17 protein-coding genes and 1 riboswitch are annotated in these 17498 nt (G+C 39.0%); of the genes, 6 read left to right on the top strand and 11 right to left on the bottom strand.

All coding sequences use genetic code 11. From position 1 onward, the window contains the following. Positions 1 to 24: 24 nt before the first annotated feature. From AC1D0Y_RS22420 to corA, 3 genes are all read right to left on the bottom strand, one after another. Positions 25 to 750 carry a response regulator gene (locus AC1D0Y_RS22420; protein ID WP_025752831.1) on the bottom strand — a complete coding sequence of 242 codons (726 nt, stop codon included), beginning with the start codon at positions 748 to 750 and terminating at the stop codon, positions 25 to 27. Then, positions 743 to 2329 carry a DcuS/MalK family sensor histidine kinase gene (gene dcuS, locus AC1D0Y_RS22415; protein WP_060746139.1) on the bottom strand — a complete coding sequence of 529 codons (1587 nt, stop codon included), beginning with the start codon at positions 2327 to 2329 and terminating at the stop codon, positions 743 to 745. The genes AC1D0Y_RS22420 and dcuS overlap by 8 nt, the downstream gene beginning before the upstream one ends. 154 nt (positions 2330 to 2483) lie before the next feature. Continuing rightward, positions 2484 to 3449 carry a magnesium/cobalt transporter CorA gene (gene corA, locus AC1D0Y_RS22410; RefSeq protein ID WP_013055095.1) on the bottom strand — a complete coding sequence of 322 codons (966 nt, stop codon included), beginning with the start codon at positions 3447 to 3449 and terminating at the stop codon, positions 2484 to 2486. A 151-nt stretch (positions 3450 to 3600) separates the two neighbouring features. Between corA and AC1D0Y_RS22405 the strand changes: the two genes are divergently transcribed. Beyond that, a complete protein-coding gene (locus tag AC1D0Y_RS22405) occupies positions 3601 to 4056 on the top strand; it encodes a ferritin-like domain-containing protein (RefSeq protein ID WP_060746108.1) in 456 nt (151 codons plus the stop codon). A 54-nt stretch (positions 4057 to 4110) separates the two neighbouring features. Here AC1D0Y_RS22405 and AC1D0Y_RS22400 read toward each other — a convergent pair whose 3' ends face one another. Next, positions 4111 to 5277 carry a M20 family metallopeptidase gene (locus AC1D0Y_RS22400; protein ID WP_060746107.1) on the bottom strand — a complete coding sequence of 389 codons (1167 nt, stop codon included), beginning with the start codon at positions 5275 to 5277 and terminating at the stop codon, positions 4111 to 4113. Between the two features lie 143 nt (positions 5278 to 5420). Between AC1D0Y_RS22400 and AC1D0Y_RS22395 the strand changes: the two genes are divergently transcribed. Beyond that, positions 5421 to 6476, top strand: coding sequence for an aromatic acid exporter family protein (locus AC1D0Y_RS22395; RefSeq protein WP_060746106.1), 1056 nt, complete (start codon positions 5421 to 5423; stop codon positions 6474 to 6476). A gap of 32 nt (positions 6477 to 6508) precedes the next feature. Here AC1D0Y_RS22395 and AC1D0Y_RS22390 read toward each other — a convergent pair whose 3' ends face one another. After that, entirely contained in the window at positions 6509 to 7963 is a 1455-nt protein-coding gene (locus AC1D0Y_RS22390; RefSeq protein ID WP_050688464.1) for an alanine/glycine:cation symporter family protein, read from the bottom strand. A gap of 255 nt (positions 7964 to 8218) precedes the next feature. On the opposite strand from AC1D0Y_RS22390, the gene AC1D0Y_RS22385 reads away from it, so the two are divergent. Next, positions 8219 to 8971, top strand: coding sequence for a lipase family protein (locus AC1D0Y_RS22385; RefSeq protein ID WP_013081488.1), 753 nt, complete (start codon positions 8219 to 8221; stop codon positions 8969 to 8971). Between the two features lie 25 nt (positions 8972 to 8996). Here AC1D0Y_RS22385 and AC1D0Y_RS22380 read toward each other — a convergent pair whose 3' ends face one another. Beyond that, positions 8997 to 9485, bottom strand: coding sequence for a DinB family protein (locus AC1D0Y_RS22380; RefSeq protein ID WP_060746105.1), 489 nt, complete (start codon positions 9483 to 9485; stop codon positions 8997 to 8999). Between the two features lie 635 nt (positions 9486 to 10120). Continuing rightward, on the bottom strand, positions 10121 to 10645 hold the full coding sequence (locus AC1D0Y_RS22375; protein WP_028410168.1) for a type 1 glutamine amidotransferase domain-containing protein: 525 nt from the start codon (positions 10643 to 10645) through the stop codon (positions 10121 to 10123). Between the two features lie 305 nt (positions 10646 to 10950). Between AC1D0Y_RS22375 and AC1D0Y_RS22370 the strand changes: the two genes are divergently transcribed. Then, on the top strand, positions 10951 to 11373 hold the full coding sequence (locus tag AC1D0Y_RS22370; protein ID WP_060746104.1) for a DoxX family protein: 423 nt from the start codon (positions 10951 to 10953) through the stop codon (positions 11371 to 11373). A 69-nt stretch (positions 11374 to 11442) separates the two neighbouring features. Here AC1D0Y_RS22370 and AC1D0Y_RS22365 read toward each other — a convergent pair whose 3' ends face one another. The 4 genes from AC1D0Y_RS22365 to AC1D0Y_RS22350 form a co-directional block, all read right to left on the bottom strand. After that, complete coding sequence (locus AC1D0Y_RS22365) at positions 11443 to 12573, bottom strand: M20 family metallopeptidase (RefSeq protein ID WP_060746138.1); 1131 nt, start codon at positions 12571 to 12573, stop codon at positions 11443 to 11445. 262 nt (positions 12574 to 12835) lie between these two features. After that, the gene (locus AC1D0Y_RS22360; protein ID WP_013055084.1) at positions 12836 to 13633 is read right to left on the bottom strand and encodes a HoxN/HupN/NixA family nickel/cobalt transporter; all 798 of its coding nucleotides are present in this window, start codon (positions 13631 to 13633) and stop codon (positions 12836 to 12838) included. A 133-nt stretch (positions 13634 to 13766) separates the two neighbouring features. Beyond that, positions 13767 to 13949, bottom strand: a riboswitch (cobalamin riboswitch). Between the two features lie 105 nt (positions 13950 to 14054). Next, positions 14055 to 14474, bottom strand: a complete 420-nt coding sequence (locus AC1D0Y_RS22355) for an organic hydroperoxide resistance protein (protein ID WP_060746103.1) — start codon at positions 14472 to 14474, stop codon at positions 14055 to 14057. A 153-nt stretch (positions 14475 to 14627) separates the two neighbouring features. After that, the gene (locus tag AC1D0Y_RS22350; RefSeq protein ID WP_013055082.1) at positions 14628 to 15221 is read right to left on the bottom strand and encodes an undecaprenyl-diphosphatase; all 594 of its coding nucleotides are present in this window, start codon (positions 15219 to 15221) and stop codon (positions 14628 to 14630) included. 153 nt (positions 15222 to 15374) lie between these two features. On the opposite strand from AC1D0Y_RS22350, the gene AC1D0Y_RS22345 reads away from it, so the two are divergent. Next, positions 15375 to 16106 carry a response regulator transcription factor gene (locus tag AC1D0Y_RS22345; protein WP_272767659.1) on the top strand — a complete coding sequence of 244 codons (732 nt, stop codon included), beginning with the start codon at positions 15375 to 15377 and terminating at the stop codon, positions 16104 to 16106. 3 nt (positions 16107 to 16109) lie between these two features. Continuing rightward, a complete protein-coding gene (locus tag AC1D0Y_RS22340; protein WP_477707930.1) occupies positions 16110 to 17456 on the top strand; it encodes a HAMP domain-containing sensor histidine kinase in 1347 nt (448 codons plus the stop codon). Positions 17457 to 17498: the final 42 nt, after the last annotated feature.

Here is a 17498-nt window from a genome sequence, read left to right as displayed (position 1 = left end):
GACGTCTCTGACAGGTCAATCTCTTTATTTTTCAAAGTCAACGAGGTAGTGATGCAGCAAGTGACGGTTTTGTTCATTGTATAAGTACGCATACACAGGACGTCCTATTGTGCCGTAAGTCATTCTTTCTCCAAGAAGACCTATATCTGTTAGAAATTTTAAATATTTCCGAATAGACACTCTTGAGATTCCCGTTTTTTCAGCTACATCATCGGTCGAAAAAGGGTGATCTTTAAGATGCTCGATGGCTTCTACGATAACTTCTAATGTTCCAGTCGTTAAACCCTTAGGCAATGGCTCTACCGGAGCTTCTTTTATTTTTTTATTAGACAACAGCCCGTCCAATTCCTGTTGATTAAGCTGAGGTTGCTGTTTTAACGTGCGAAATGTTTGTTTGTAAGCCGAAAGTGCTTGATAAAAGCGTTCAAATGTAAAAGGCTTAATCAAATAATCAATCGCTCCGTAGCGTAAAGCTTGCTGAATCGTTTGGGCATCTGAAGCAGCGGTGATAAAAATGACATCTATTTCCTCTTGTTTTGTTCGAATCTCTTGTAAAACTCTCAAACCATTTTGCCCGGGCATAAAGATATCAAGCAACACTAAATCAACTTGATATTCATTTACCTTCACCAAGGCTTCATGACCCGAATGAGCAACAGCGACTACTGTAAACCCCTCTATCTCTTCAATGTACTTTTGATTAAACTGAGCAACCATGGGGTCATCTTCAACAATTAATACTTTAATCAACTTGATCTCTCCTTGTTTCGTACGGAATATCAATATAGAATGTGGTACCGCTATTTATAAATGAGTCAATGACGATTTGGCCACCTAATTCATCAATCGTTTGCTTTACTAAATGCAGCCCAAACCCTCTGCTCGTGCCTTTTGTAGAAAAGCCTTTCTTGAAAATCTGATTCATTGTATCGGAAGGAATGCCGCAGCCTGTATCCGTGACTTGAATCGTAAGTTTATTGTTTTTATACACAAGCATAACGGACACTTTTTTAGAGGCTTGATGACAAACTGAATCAATTGCATTATCAATTAAATTTCCAATAATGGTAATGAGATGATGAGTAACGTGTGGATCTGAAGGTTCTGGAATAACTTCATCAGCGGAAAATGTCAGTTCTACGCTTTCCTCTCTAGCATAACTCATTTTGCCCATGAGGAACCCTGCCAACGCATGATCTTTAATAGTTTTAGTCACTGAACTAGATTCATCGACACGGTGATTAACAAGCTGATGAATATACGTTTTTAGCTCATCATAATAATTCATCTGCACCATTCCTAAAATCACATGAAGTTTATTCATAAATTCATGCGATTGTGCTCGAAGCGCTTCCACATACATTTTAACACCTGTTAGCTGCTCTGCTAAGATATTAACTTCGGTTTTATCCCGAAACGTAGAAAGTGCCCCTACAATCTCTTCGTTTACTACTAGCGGAACCCTATTAACCACAATGGCTACTCCATTTATGACTTGCTCTTCATCATAATGAGATTCCCCCGTAGACAAAACGTCGTCCAACCTGGAGGTGGGCATATATTCTCGAATAGACAAACCGATTGGCTCTGGTGCTAACCCAGCTTTAACAAATAAGCGGCGTGCAGAACGATTAGCAAGTGTAATATTACCTTCTTTATCAACAGCTATCACTCCTTCACGAACCGACTGCAGCATGGTGCTTCTCTCTTCTAGAATTTTAGCAATTTCAGAAGGTTCCAAGCCAAATAAAATTTTCTTTATGTAATTCGCTAATAAAATAGCACCAAGAACGCCTACAAGTAAACCAATTAATGAACCTAAAACAATTCGACGATGCCCATCTCTAATTGCTTCATTTACATTATTCAAAGAAATCCCCACAGCTACTGCGCCAATTTGCTGATTTTTCTCATTATAAATAGGTGCAAAAGCGCGCAGAGATTTATCAAGCGTTCCTTTTGATACAGATACATAAGATTTCCCGTGCAATGATTTTTGCTCATCGCCTCCGGCAAACCTCTTTCCTATCTTTTTAGGATCTGGGTGAGATTGGCGAATTCCATTCATATCCATAACAACGATAAACAAGACGCTTGATTTTTCACGAATTCGTTTAGTAAATTCTTGAATTGACTGAGGTGTTTTTGTCTCTAGTCCTTCTTTCACGTTCGTTGATTCTGAAATAATCGTAGCAATAGTCCGAGCTTTTTCAGCCTGTTGATCCCGAATATTTTTTCCAATTGAACTGCTAACTAATAAATCCGTTAACAATAGCGATAGAATCACCACCATGCATACAAGCAGCACCGTGATGCTTCGCAGCCCCATTCTTCCGTGCTTCACGTTCTTCCCTCGCTTCCCTGCTTTTCTTGTTTATAGCACAAGAAAAAGATCTTATCTAGAGTCAGATAAGATCTTCGCTTATTTAATTTCATTTTTACTGAGTTGATTAACATTTATACAGGAAGGTTGACAATCTACTTTATAGTTTAGGTCCTTTTCGATATTTAAACCATCCCATTTTATAAAAAGCAAAGACCATTACTCCTACAAGCCCAATCATAATGCCAAGTACAATAAAATAATTATATTTCCCCGTCAGTTCCGGCATATATGAAAAGTTCATGCCATAGAGGCCAGCAATAAACGTCAACGGTAAGAAAATAGCTGACATAAGCGTGAGCGTAAACATGATCGAGTTCATACGATCCGAGTTAATGGACATAAAGCTTTCTCGGATGTCATTTGACAAATCCCTGCTTGCTTGCATAATTTCAATCATATTTAATAGGTGGTCATAAATATCATTAAAATAGCGAACCTGCTCTTTTGCTTTTAACGCATTAGTTGACATAATACGATACATTAAATCTCTCATAGGGTTTAAAATGCGGCGCATTCGTGACAAATCACTTCGGATGTCATAAAGCTGCCTCATTAATTCATCCATAGGTTCGTCTTTTGCATTGTCTTCAATGTCGTCTATGTGATCTTCAAATTTATAAAGCACAGGGAAGTATTCGTCAACGGTATGATCTAAGAGTTCATACATGATATCCCATGTTCCATCTTCGGTAGCCTCAGGGTCTTTTTTGATAAGCTCCCACACCCTAGCCACGCTCGTTAGCTTATCCATATGGTAAGTGACTAAAAAATTATCTCCTACAAACGCAGATACTTCTAAGTGCTCAAGCTCTTCTTTATGAAGGGCATAATAGACTAAAAAATAATGCTCATCATACAACTCAAATTTAGCCCGCTGACCTTGATTTAAACAGTCCTCAACTGCTAAAGGATGAAAATTAAATTGTTCAAGCTGCTTTTTTTCTTCCTCGGTGGGGTTGTAAAAATCAACCCAATACCATTGAAAGTCATGGCTTGAACGAATCTCATTCATTTCTATTTCTTTAATAGCTCCTTCTTTGGTTTTAGCTACAATTTTAATCATAAGATAACCTCTGTCTTTTTTGATACTATTCTCTGCACATACCCTTTTTACCATTTTGTTAAACTTTTTTCTTTTAAAGTACGTCTGTTCTTGTCTATACATACGATGATGGTGACGACAAGAGAACAAAACGGTGAGGAGGTATATCCATATGAATGAATTTTACTCCCGGCATGAAGAATATTGGGAAGATGATACAAGACTAGATGAACAGCTTCTAAGAGATATAAACAAAGCTGTAAACGATGAGTTTTCCGCTATTCACTACTATACACGCCTAGCAGAGCTGGCTCCTAATAATCAATTTCAACAAGCTATATCAGATATTCGGCAGGATGAAATTAAACACTTTGACTGGTTTTCTAAAGCCTATTATGATTTATCAGGCAGCTATCCACAGATTTCATTGAACATAAAACTGCCAAATACTTTTCAAGAAGGGGTCTCTGAATCCATTAAAGATGAAGTAGAAACCGTTCCATTTTATCAATCAATCGCTAGAAGAATCACAAATGCTCGAATTCAAAGCCGCATTGTTCGAGCTGCGAGCGATGAACAGCGCCACGGTCAAATTTTCCGAACCATTCAGTCCCACTTCTCATACTAAATAATACGCTTGCAGTGGCAAGCGTATTATTTAGTATGGTTTTATCATTACCTCTTACTTGGTAGCATTAAATTCTTGTTTGATTTTTTGAAGCAACGCTTGATTTGTTAATACGTCATACCCTGTTAATGCCATTGTTTGTGCCCCGAGTATCATTGCTTCTCTTCCTTGCTCACTTAAAGCTGCTTCTCTAAATTCGTGCGTATGACAAACAAAATAATCATCACAAATTTGAATATAAGGATGAATAGCCGGAACAACTTGGCTTACATTCCCCATATCTAAAGATCCATGATCGCCTTGGTCTTCTGTAATGCTTTGTTCACTTACGCCTAATGAAATGAGATTATTTGTATAGACATCGGATAATGTTTGATTCGTTTGCATATCATCATAAGAAAACTCGTAGTTTGAGATTTTCAATTTTGTTCCCGTGGCTAAAGCAGCACCATTTGCACATGCCTTTACTTTTTCTGTCACTTTATCTACATATGCACGAGTTGAAGCACGGACATAAAATTGCGCTACTGCATAATCAGGCACAACGTTGGCCGCTTTGCCTCCCTCTGTAATCACTCCATGAATTCGTACATCCGACTTCACATGCTGGCGAAGCGCATTAATACTGTTGAACGTTTGTAATACGCCGTCTAACGCATTGATTCCTTCATGAGGAGCAGCAGCTGCGTGCGCGGATTTTCCGAAGAACTCAAACTGAATGGCATCCATCGCAAGAGAACGTCCGCTTTTTTGGTGGCAGTAATAAGGATGTACCATCATAGCTACGTCTAAATGATTAAAAATACCTTGCTCGGCCATCGTCACTTTGCCGCCTCGTGTTTCCTCTGCAGGCGTGCCGTATACGTATACTTTGCCGCCTGTTTCTGCAACTGCTTTACTAAGACCAATACCAGCTGCAATGGACATGGTTCCAATTAAGTTATGTCCGCATGCATGTCCGAGATCCGGCAAAGCATCGTACTCAGCCATAAACCCAATCGACGGACCTGGCTTTTGACTGTCATAAACAGCGGTAAAAGCCGTTGGTAAGTCACATGTACCAATTTCAACTGTGAAGCCTTGTTCTTTTAAAACATCCGTTAATGCTTTGCAAGCTTTGAATTCTTCGTGACCAAGCTCAGGGTTTTGCCCAATATATTTGCTTACATCATAAAATGTATCCTGTAATTTATTGATTGTTTCATTTATTAATTGTTTCATTAGTTGTACTCCTCTTTTAAATATTTAAACAAATTATAGTATATTTATTCGTTTTTTGAAAGCTAGTTTTTAAGACGGGTTTTCCTATCACCTTAATATGCCTTATAATTAAATTACTAACTGTTTTAAAGAAGGTATGCATAATGATTAACGTAAAAAAATTCAATTTTTTAGGCGGTCGTATTATTAAAACAGGCATTGCCGTTTTTTTAACTGCGCTCATTTGTCAGGCCATTGGCTGGCCTTATATGCTCGCTGTTATTACAGCTATTGTTACGATTGAACCAACCGCTGCCGATTCTATCAAAAAAGCATTCATCCGCTTTCCTGCTTCAGCAATCGGAGCTGCTTTTGCCATGCTTTACACATTTCTATTAGGGGTAACGCCGCTTACCTATATGCTTGTTGCCATTTCTACTATTATATCCTGTTATAAATTACGTTTACATGCGGGAACACTCGTTGCTACGCTAACAGGAGTGGCTATGCTGACGATTGTGCATGACCATTATTTTATATCGTTTTTAATTCGCTTAGCGACCACTAGTATTGGGCTGCTCACTTCTTCACTTGTGAATATCATCGTTCTTCCTCCTAATTATACACCGATTATTACGAGGAAAATTCAAAATCTCTCAAAACAAATGGGCGGCGTTTTACACCAAAGAGGCAGTGAGCTTTCCCAAGTACACGCTTGTCATAAACAAACAAAGCTTCAATTTCAGCAGCTTTCTGCTGAAATTGAAAAAATTGAGACGCTTTGTGAGTATCAGCGCAAAGAATGGAAGTTTCACCATTTCACTCGTACAGCTATGAGAAAATTTCACTATGAATATAAAAAACTTTCTCTTATGAGACAGCTTGTCTACCATATTGGTAATTTAATTTATTTGCCTGCTCATCAGCTGCAAAGTGTAAGACATCAAGTAATATGGGATACTTTCACTTCCTTTCATAACGTCTTACAAAATGAACAATATAAAAGCTCTTTGCACCATCAAACGCTTGTTTTGACTTTAAAACAAAGGTTTTGGGCACATAAGCAGGAAGAACACAGAGGGGATCACCCTTTTTCAACAGAAACAACAATGCTGTACGAACTGCTTGCAATTCACCATCTGCTTGAAGAACTGCACCGTATTCATTGTTTGAAGGATCGATATAACTTAAATAACTCATCTGTCTCACTTTCTTCATAAAAAAATCCTCACATATGTGAGGATTTTCTTATTTACGAAACTTGTGACTCATCTTTTTTATATTCTTTCTCCCAGTAGTCTGCATTTTTAATTCCTAACTTAACAGGATCAAACACAGGATCTATCCCTTGTTTTTTCTGAGCTTCATAGTCTTTTAATGCAACTAACGCAGGCTTAGCTAAAATTAAGATAGCAATTAAATTTAGCCATACCATGATACCAAGTCCAGCATCACCTAACGCCCAAGCTAGTGATGCTTGTTTAACTGACCCGTAGAACGTAGCTCCTAGAAGGACAAGCTTTAATGCAAACATAGCCCACTTTCCGTTCTTCCCGCGAGTTAGGTAAGCAATATTTGTTTCAGCAATGTAATAATATGCCATGATCGTTGTAAACGCGAAAAAGAATAGGGCTACTGCCACGAAGCCAGCTCCGAACCCTGGCAACACTGTTTCAATAGCAGCTTGTGTAAATCCAGGCCCTGCTTCTACACCTGGTAAATTTGAAATAATAAATGAACCGCCTGGTCCTTCCGTGTTGTACATGCCTGTGAATAAAATCATAAACGCTGTTGCTGAACAAACGAACAGTGTATCAATATAAACCGAAAAAGCTTGTACAAGGCCTTGTTTCGCCGGATGTGAAACTTCTGCTGCAGCTGCTGCGTGAGGTCCTGTTCCTTGTCCTGCTTCGTTTGAATAAATGCCGCGCTTAACTCCCCAAGAAACAGCTAAACCAACGATTCCTCCAAAAGCAGAATCTAATGCAAAAGCACTTTTAAAAATAAGGGCGATAACTCCCGGCAACTCAGAAATGTTCATGGCAATAATAATAAGAGCTAAAATAATATACCCAAGTGCCATAAAAGGTACAACGAATTGGGCCACTCCTGCAATACGCTTAACGCCTCCAAAGATAATAAAAGCAAGAATAATAACTAATCCTACTGCTGTAACCGTTGGACTAACGCCGAATGCGTTGTCGATGCCAAGCGCTATGGAGTTAGACTGAACGCCCGGCATTAAGATACTCATCGCAACAAGTGCTGCAATAGCAAATAAAATGCCATACCATTTCATCCCTGTTCCTTTTTCAATGTAGTACGCTGGACCACCTCGATATTGGCCATCTTGTTTAACTTTATAAATTTGAGCAAGTGTTGATTCGATGAATGCACTAGAAGCACCAATAAAAGCAACTGCCCACATCCAAAATACAGCTCCTGGACCTCCAAAAGCGATAGCTGTTGCAACTCCAGCAATGTTTCCTGTTCCAACTCGTCCCGACAGCGCTAAAGACAGTGCCTGGAAGGAAGAAACTCCTGCTTCTGAGCTTTTACCCTGAAACATCAGCATAACCATGTCTTTTAAGTGTCGTACCTGCAAAAACCTCGTTAAAATTGAGAAAAACAGGCCAATCGCAAGACACCCATAAATAACAGGTGTGCTCCATAGCACATTATTCAAACTCGTTACAAATTGCTCCAAAAGATAACCCCCTTATTTTTTCATTCAGACTATTTTAAATTATAAGTTAAATTATAAATTTTAACAATAAAACTCTAAATTAAAACTCGTTTTTAGTTAAAATACACAAAAAAACTTATAAAACCCTCAAAAACATCCAATGATAAACCGTTTACATTCCGTAATTATCGCTTTCAAAAGAGAGATATCTGCACCTTTCTTCTCAGGAACACATAGGCTATAGGAGTTATTTTCTATTAGAAGGTGTGAAAAACAATGATGAGAATAGAGCCTTTATTTTATCGTCCTTTAGCTCTAGACCTTCTTTACGCGTGCGTCTTAGCTTATAAGCAATACGCACAGGGAGGCACATTTGATGTACCTGAAGGCTACCGGCTTATTAAATCGTTTAAAGCTTCTGCCGTAGGGGTGCAAGAATGGTTTGGTTTTATTTTAGAATCTGATGACTCTATCGTAATTGCCTTTCGAGGAACTCAATCTGAGGCAGACTGGATTGCTGATGCTCGCATTAGGCAACGCCCTTATCCATACAATCAACAAGCGGGTCTCGTTCACGAAGGTTTTTTAGCCGTTTACGAATCATGCCGTGATGAAATTTTTGAAACGTATCAGTCCCTTACCCCCAAGCCACTTTATATAACAGGGCATAGCCTAGGTGGTGCACTCGCGGCTCTTCATGCCTTAGATGTCGCCACAAACGCATCTTTTCCGGAAGTTACAATGTACAACTACGGAGCTCCTCGAGTAGGTGATCCTCAATTCGTTCAAACATACACAAATCTTGTTTCAAATAGCCGCTGTTTTGTTAACACGACGGATACGGTTCCTAAAATCCCCCCAAAGCGCCTTTATTCCCCTTCCACCAAGCAAACGATTTATTATGATCAAGATCCTCTGCAACTCTCGTTTACCATTCAAACAGGCTCTACCGTAGGGAACCATAATCCCCAAACATATAGTGTTGGTATTTGGATGATGTCGGATTATCCTATTTTGGTCCAAAAATAAAAAAACAGGCGGACTGCCTGTTTTTTTATGCACCAATTGCCGTTTTGATTTCTTCTATTTGTTCTTGATGACGCTTTTCATGATAGCCAATAAAATCAATCCACTGCTTTAAATCCATTAACCCAAACACAGGGTGTGGAAATGATTTTTGCTTTAGCTTGTCTTCACTTGCTGTTTCTTCTAGCTCTATTAAAGCCGCTCTCGATTCTGCCAGCTTACTCTTCATTTCTTCTAATGTCTGCTTTTCATTAGAAGGCGTAACTTGAGCCGGTGCATCTACTTTTCGCGCACGGTCTACCGCTAAATGAAACGGCTTATCTTCAGTCGGCTGATCTACACCGTTTTCTAACTGATCTTTCACACGTGAAACAATCATGCGCTCCATCAAATATAAATGTTCTAATACTTGCATAACGCTCCACGTATTAGATGCTGGCTGTTGATTTAATTGTTCATATGTTAATGATTCTACACTGCTCAATACATCATTTCGAAACTGTTCATTTTTATTCATTTTTCATCCTCCTCTAGGATTCCTCTAGCTTATCGTATCAAAAAACTCTTCCATATAAAAAAGATATCCCTTTCTTTAACCATGTTTTAGCTGCAATTGTTTCACGTGAAAAAATTGCATTTTCTATTTGACATAGATCAACTGAGGTGTTATATTTAGATTTCCGGCTTTTCTTTAAGAGCTGGACATAGTGAAAGTAACTTGAAAGGATGTATCGTACAATGCAAGGTAAAAATACTGGCATTCGACACATGTCTTTGAACAAAACTTATTCACACTGGATCGGCTTCGGAGCCGTAAGGATGCAAGAGAGGTAGGGCTTGCGTCGTTTAGGTTAATCGATCATGTGGAAAAACAAACCGCGGCAATGGATGAAATCCATGCAAGCACAATCAATGCTAATTGTGCCCTAACAACAACGAAACATACAAAAACCGTAATCATGGATTTTATAAAGAAAGTAATCATTTTGTTTTTACACTTGCAGAAAGCAAGTTACTGATAAGAAACACGAACAAAAGCGAGCAGATGCATCTGCTCGCTTTTTTAATGATTGTTTTTTATTTGCTTTATCATTTCTTTTTTAGCGGACCTTACAAAAAAAGCCAAAACCAGTATGGTTTCGACTTTTTTTCTTATTGCTCTGCTAGTACATCAGCAAATGCTTTTGCATAAGGAGGAAGGTCTGGCGGGCGGCGGCTTGAAATGATGTGGCCGTCGATTACGACTGCTTCATCATGCCAAATAGCTCCCGCATTTTCCATATCATCTTTGATTCCTGGCGTACTTGTTACGTTTCGGCCATCTAAGATTTTTGCAGAGATTAATACCCATCCTGCATGGCAGATTTGGCCGATTGGCTTTTGCTGTTCATCCATATGACGAACCATTTCAATTACTTCAGGGTAGCGGCGCAGTTTATCCGGCGCCCAGCCTCCAGGTACTAAAATAGCGTCATATTCAGCTGGATCAACATCTTTAAACGCGTAGTCCGATATGGCTGGAACACCGTATTTCCCCATGTACGTTTCGTTTGCTTTTTCTCCAACTAAATGTACTTCTGCTCCTTCTTCTCGAAGACGCATCACTGGATACCATAGTTCTAGATCTTCAAAGTCTGCACTAACAAGCGCAATGACTCTTTTATTTTCTAAGCGCATCGTAACACCTCCGCCATCAGTATAGCATGTTGGAGAATAAGATTGAAAATAAGGGACTAAATTATACATAATTAAAGGATTTTTCAAGTGCCCTTCAGAAAATTTTTGTATGCCAAATGGTCTAATTTTATATTTTTACTTGACTGAGGACAAACATCACACTACAATGTGTAGTGTGATGTTCATAATGTTGTAAAATTATCCAAATCAGAAAGACTTTCTGATTTAATTGCTACATTTCTTTTTTCAGGCTTTTACACTACATAATGTAGTGTTTTTCAAATACACTTAAAGGAGGAAGTAAAGTGAATAAAAACGTTGAAATTGGTTCACTTATTATTCGTTTAGTATTAGGTTTTACATTTTTAGTGCACGGCTTTCAAAAATGGCAAGGCGGGATTGAAAATACAGTAGGGTTCTTCGATAGCTTAGGAATCCCTGGTTTCATGGCATATATTGTTGCAACCATTGAACTTGTAGGTGGGGTTCTTATTATTCTTGGTCTAGCAACAAGAGTCGTAGCTGCTTTATTTGTGGCAGTTATGCTTGGCGCCATTTTTACAGCCAAGCTTAAAAGCGGATTTGTTGGCGGGTTTGAGTTTGATATTGCCTTAATTGCCATGTCTGCTCACTTATTTCTTGCAGGAAGCCAGTTCCTTGCTCTTGATGCAGTGGTATTCAAAAAGAAAGAAACTGCCTTTTCTCTTCAAGAAGAAAGCAGTAAATAAAAAAAGAAAGCTTATACTCTCCCAATATAAGCTCTCAGATTAGTCCCCGCCGTTTGAGGCGGGCTTTTTTTATATTTGCAGCAGCAAATTCGCAAATAAAGAAGAACGCTCGGATAACGTATCAATTTGAATATGTTCATATTCCGCATGTATTCCTTTTCCGCATGCTCCTAGCCCATCCAACGTGGGAACGCCAATGGCCGCTGTAAAATTGCCATCACTTCCTCCTCCAACAGCTGCTTCTTCTAATTTCATACCCAGTTTGGCCGCGATTGACTGAGCGCATTCAAATAACTCTTCCGTTTGTTTAGACTTGACCATCGGAGGACGATTCATGCCTCCCGTTACTTCGAGCTTAATCCCTTTTAAAATGGGTGTTAAATTCAAAATAATATCCGTCATGCGTTTTGCTTCTTCTTCTGTAGAAACACGTAAATCCACGTGCGCTTCTGCATATTCCGGCACTACATTTGTACCGCTGCCTCCCGTAAATGTCCCAACGTTCACCGTTGTACCTTTTTCATAATCTGTTAAGCTCTGCAAGAAAATCACTTGGCGCGCCAGCTCTTCAATCGCATTGATTCCTTCTTTGTGGTGATTACCCGCGTGTGCTGCTCGTCCCCATACTTTCACGGTAAAAATTCCCGCTCCTTTGCGCGACGTTTTTAACGCACCTGAACCCGCCACCGCCGGTTCCGCTACTAGCACTGCTTCACTTCTTTGCGCTTCTTCTTCAATGTATTTTTTAGAAGAAATTGACCCAATCTCTTCATCCGAATTGCAGAAAAACACAATTTTTTTATCCAGCGGTAAGCCAAGCTCTTGAATCGCTTTAATCGCCCATATAGATTGTACAATGCCGCCTTTCATGTCTAAAATTCCCGGACCGTACAGCTTGTTTCCCTCTGTTCTTAGACTCAGCCTTCCCTTTTCCCACACCGTGTCAAAGTGACCGATGATTAAAAGCTGCTTTTCTCCTTCTCCAATCGTAAATTTCAAGTGGTTTCCTACTTCTTTTTCTTCTATGATTTCGTACCCTACCCCTAAACGCTTTTGAAACAGCTGCGTTAAATACTTTCCACACTGATCTACTAACTCTTTACTGTAGGACGGTGATTCTTTTTTCACAAATCCCACTAAATCTTCGAGCATCTCTTGTTCGTGTTCTTTTAAATAACTAAACACGCTTTGTTCTACCATTACCTGACTCAAATCAATTCCTCCTCTAGAAAACCCCTGCTGCTTGCATTAAATGCTTTTATTTATCGTACGTATAACTATGTTCTACGTTTCACATAACGACCTTAAATTATCCTTAATTATAATGGTTTTCAGACAATTTTCCATCCTTTAAATACAGATAATACTTTAACTTATTCATAACCGACCGAAAATAGCCATAAACTTCAACAAATTCATACAAAAAAGCTTCAATCTTCAACAGATTAAAGCTTTCATTTGACTAATTGACATTTATTTTAATATTTTTCCCTTTTGACTTCACACTCACAAAAACAAACATAGACACTAAGAAAATAAACAGAATAACGCCAACCATTTCAAAGTTTACTTCGGCCCATGGGTTAAAGAAAGTGAATGCTAAATAGAACGACACACCATACGCGAGGACAACAATAACCCAGCCCATCAAGCGGGAAGCAGATTGCCCAAACTTACTCGATTCATTCACCATTTTATGTACAATCATTGAATCGATTGTATCTGTGAGCATCATACCAAACATAAATACTAGTCCTAATAAAAGCGGCGTATACTTGCCTGCGTTCCCTACAGCTAGAGACCACACGGCCGTTTGGCTGACCGTTTCGGCTGCTAAAGCGAACAATGCCCCTACAAGAATAATTAAAAAAGGATTCGTTGTTCCTTTTGCGATTTTCGGAATAAACTTCCCTTTTAATCCGCTCAGCTGAAACTCTTCTTCTTTATTTTTAGTTCGAAGCAAATGATATGTGTTTAATGTTCCAATCAGAAAGAGAGAGATAATGGATACCCAAGATGCAAAATGATCGAAATATGATGGAAACGTAAAATTCTTCATCACCACGCCCAGCACCCCGGCCGTGACGGCCACCATTCCTCCATGACCTAGTGAAAACAGCGTTCCGACCCACGGGGCAAAACGGCTGCCCATTCGCCAATTATATCGGGTCTGGCCGTCAATAAAAGCTAAGTGATCTGCATCCAATCCGTGCCTGATTCCTAATAAAAAGACAAGTAAAAAAACTGATAAACCTTCCATTTCCTACACTCCTTTTTTTAAAATAAAACGTAAAAAAGCCTCAATTCTATAGAAATTGAGGACGTGTCGGCATATGAAAATAAACAGCAATTGCTCACTGCGTACCTTGATACACCGCCTCTTTCCTAGAAGAGTCAAGTGTACAGAATAGGTAGGTCTCCTGGCTTGAGATCATCATTTTCTACCGTCTTCCCCATTTTGAGTGACGATAAGATAGAAAACTCCCTGCTTACAGTGGCTGGACCGCTCGAGATTTGCACTCGATTCCCTGTTACCTCTTACGCTATGTAAGAGCACCTAAACTGTGCGAATGATTCATTTTCTTCCTCATTATACTAGTACCGCTTACAAATGAATAGAGAAAATTCAAATAAAAAAGCCCTGCTAAGCTTTACATGCTTAGCAGGGCTTTTTAAAGCAATTAAGCTACTTCTACCGTTACGTCTACGTTGCCGCTGATTGCTTTTGAATACGGGCAGTATGAGTGAGCTAGGTCTACGTATTTTTTCGCTGTTTCTAAATCTAAGCCTTCAATATGAGCTTCAAGCGCTACTCCAATTTTCACTCCTTGATCAGCTTTATCAGGAAGCAGCTGAACAGTAGCTTTTACTTCACTGCTTTTGATTTCTACGTTATGTTTTTTCAACATAAATTCTAACGCGCTGTTGAAACAGGCACTGTATCCAGCTGCAAACAGCTGCTCTGGGTTTGTTGCTGTTGTTGCTTCTCCACCAAGCGCTGGAGGTGTTGCAACGTCTAAGTTAAAGATGTTATCTAAAGAGTGAACTTCTCCTGTTCTTCCACCTGTGTTAACGACTGTTGTTTCATATAAAGCTTTCATGTATAAACCTCTCCTCTTTTTCATTAATTTTATTAAAAATTTTTTATTTATCGTTTCTGTAATTTAATTGTACACAATTTAATTTTAAAAAACAAGTATTAAATACATTAAAAATTTCCCAATAAAAAAAAGCCGCGTATTTGCGACTTTTTCTTAATAATATTGAGACTGTTCGTCATAAGCTGATTTTCGAAAAATAGACAAGTTGGTAATAGCTCTCATCAGTTTCGTATTAAAAATAACATAATGAATGAACAGCGCCAGCACGCAGCCTAGAACGGCTCCTGTTAACACATCGAATGGATAATGAACGCCAACCCATACGCGTGAAAAGGCAATGAGTACGCCCATGACAACCCACATGCGCCCTGAACGTTTGAAATGCAGCCAAATGGTAAAAGTGATAACTAATGCAGATGTAGCATGATCGCTTGGAAATGAAGAATTTGCGGCGTGATCAATAAGCTGATTCACGTGGTGAGAGATAAACGGACGATCTCGATAAGCAAATAAACTAATCACTTTATTGATAATGACTCCTGTGGCACAAGCACACAAAGCTTGAAATGCTACAACACGGCTGCCGTTTTTATTAATAAGTAAAAACAAGCCGAGTAAAACGATAAGTACATACTGGGCATAATCTGCAAAGAATACCATCAGCGAATCTAGAGGCTTTACGTGTGAGGCATACTGATTCACCGCGTGGAAGATGGTATAATCTACTGAATTAATAGCTGATAACATAATCGAAATCCTTTCTTATTTTTAAATGTCATTAGCTATCTTATCAGTTTCTTGAGAAAATGAACATTATTTCTCGGGCTATTATTGATATATTTAGTCAAATAACTATTGATTTCCCTGTCATTTATACACCTCCAATCTCTCCGTGCTATAATGTACGCAACTATACATAGACACAAGGGGGAATTTTTGTTGAGTAAAGGCAGAATTTTAATTGTAGAAGATGAGCGCAAAATTGCTCGTTTAATTCAGCTCGAGCTTGAACATGAAGGGTACGAAACGGGCATGGCTTACACGGGAACAGAAGGATTGGCAGAGTTTCAAGAACACGATTGGGATTTGCTGCTTTTAGATGTGATGCTTCCTGAACTGAGCGGACTCGAAGTACTTCGTCGCATTCGAGCAAATGATGATCAAACGCCCGTTATCTTATTAACAGCTCGAGACGCCCTTCCTGATAAGGTAAGCGGACTGGATTTAGGAGCAAACGACTATATTACAAAGCCTTTTCAAATTGAAGAGCTTTTTGCACGCATTCGCGTATGGCTTCGCCATCCTGCATCAACATCGCCTGCTGAACAAGAAACAGCCACTCTGCAACTAGGCAATTTAGTCGTTAACGAAAAAACGCGAGAAGTCACGCGTGAAAATGAAGCTATTGAGCTGACTCCTAAAGAATATGATTTGCTTGTCTATATGCTTCAAAACAAAAATCAAGTGTTGAGCTTTGAACAGCTTCTTACAAACGTTTGGGGATTTGATTATTACGGAGACACAAATATTGTATACGTATACATTCGTTATTTACGTAAAAAGATTGATGCTTCATTTTCAACTCCTTACATTCAAACAGTGCGCGGCGTTGGCTACATGCTGAAGGAGTAGCTTATGAAACTACAAACAAAGATTATTCTTACATCAACTGCGCTGCTTTTTATTTTATTAGTAATTGCAAACAGTTCGATTTACTTCATTTTCAAGAAGACCATGGAAGACAACGCAATTGAACGTTTGCAAGCAGAAACAAGCAATGTAACAAATGGGCTAAAGCAAACGAGTGCGACGGTTAAACAAGCCAACTTGCTTCGTGCCTATTTGCCTCCTAACGGAATGATTCGTATTTTACCCAAATTCGGCAGTCCTTTAGTTGTATCCGTTACGGATCAAACGAAAGAGCTTCAGGACTTACCTTATTCCTATTATTCAAATGAACAAACAAGCATCAAAGAAGATGACGGCCATCTATACGCGATTTCACACACCCCTGTCATTTGGACGAACGGTGAAGTTGTTTCTTTGGAAGTCACGGAACAACTGGCAGATGTGGAACAATCTCTGCAGACATTAAAATTTATCTTGCTCATTGCCTCTCTTGTTATATTAATTCCAACCATATTTGCTGGACGGCTTTTAAGTAAAATTATTTTGCGGCCTATCAAATCTCTTATTCATACTATGGAAGAAATTCAAGTGTCTCGCACATTCAAAAAGATTGACCTCTCTTCTCCTTCTAAAGATGAGTTAGATCAAATGGCCAACACCTTCAATAATATGATGGATTTATTAGAGGAAAACTATAAAAAGCAAGAGCAGTTCGTATCCGATGCTTCTCATGAATTAAAAACACCCCTGACCGTTGTAGAAAGCTATGCCAATATGCTAAAACGATGGGGAATGAAGCGGCCTGATATTTTAGAAGAAGCCATCGAAGCCATTCACTCTGAGTCTTTACGCATGAAACAGCTTACGTCTCAAATGCTAGTGCTTGCGAAAGATGAGTCGCAGCGGGAGCTTCACATGGAACACGTAGATGCGGAGGCCGTCTGTAACCAAACAATTAAGCATCTAGAACGAGCTTTTGAACGAACCATTTATTTAAATATAAAAACGGATCATCCCGTCGTAACAGCGGATGAAAAACGCTTAAAGCAGCTGCTGTACATCCTCTTAGATAATGCCATTAAATATAGTGAAAAAGCGGTAGAGGTAACCATAACAAGAAGCGAAAGCTTTATGATTACGGTCACAGATCAAGGAATTGGTATTCCAAAAGAAGACTTATCAAACGTGTATGAACGCTTTTTTCGCGTAGATAAAGCAAGAAATCGAGAAACCGGTGGTTCTGGACTTGGATTATCTATTGCTCGAAAGATTGTAGAAGCTCATAGCGGGCGTATTGAGATTAACAGCCAAGAAGGAAAAGGGACATCAGTAACGGTTTCCTTTCCTCTTTGATTCCTCGCCTTTTCTTAGAGATTTTTAAGAATCGCCTGCTAT

The organism is Priestia sp. P1_B12_1 (assembly GCF_056406695.1).
This window is presented reverse-complemented; position numbering and strand designations above follow the sequence as displayed.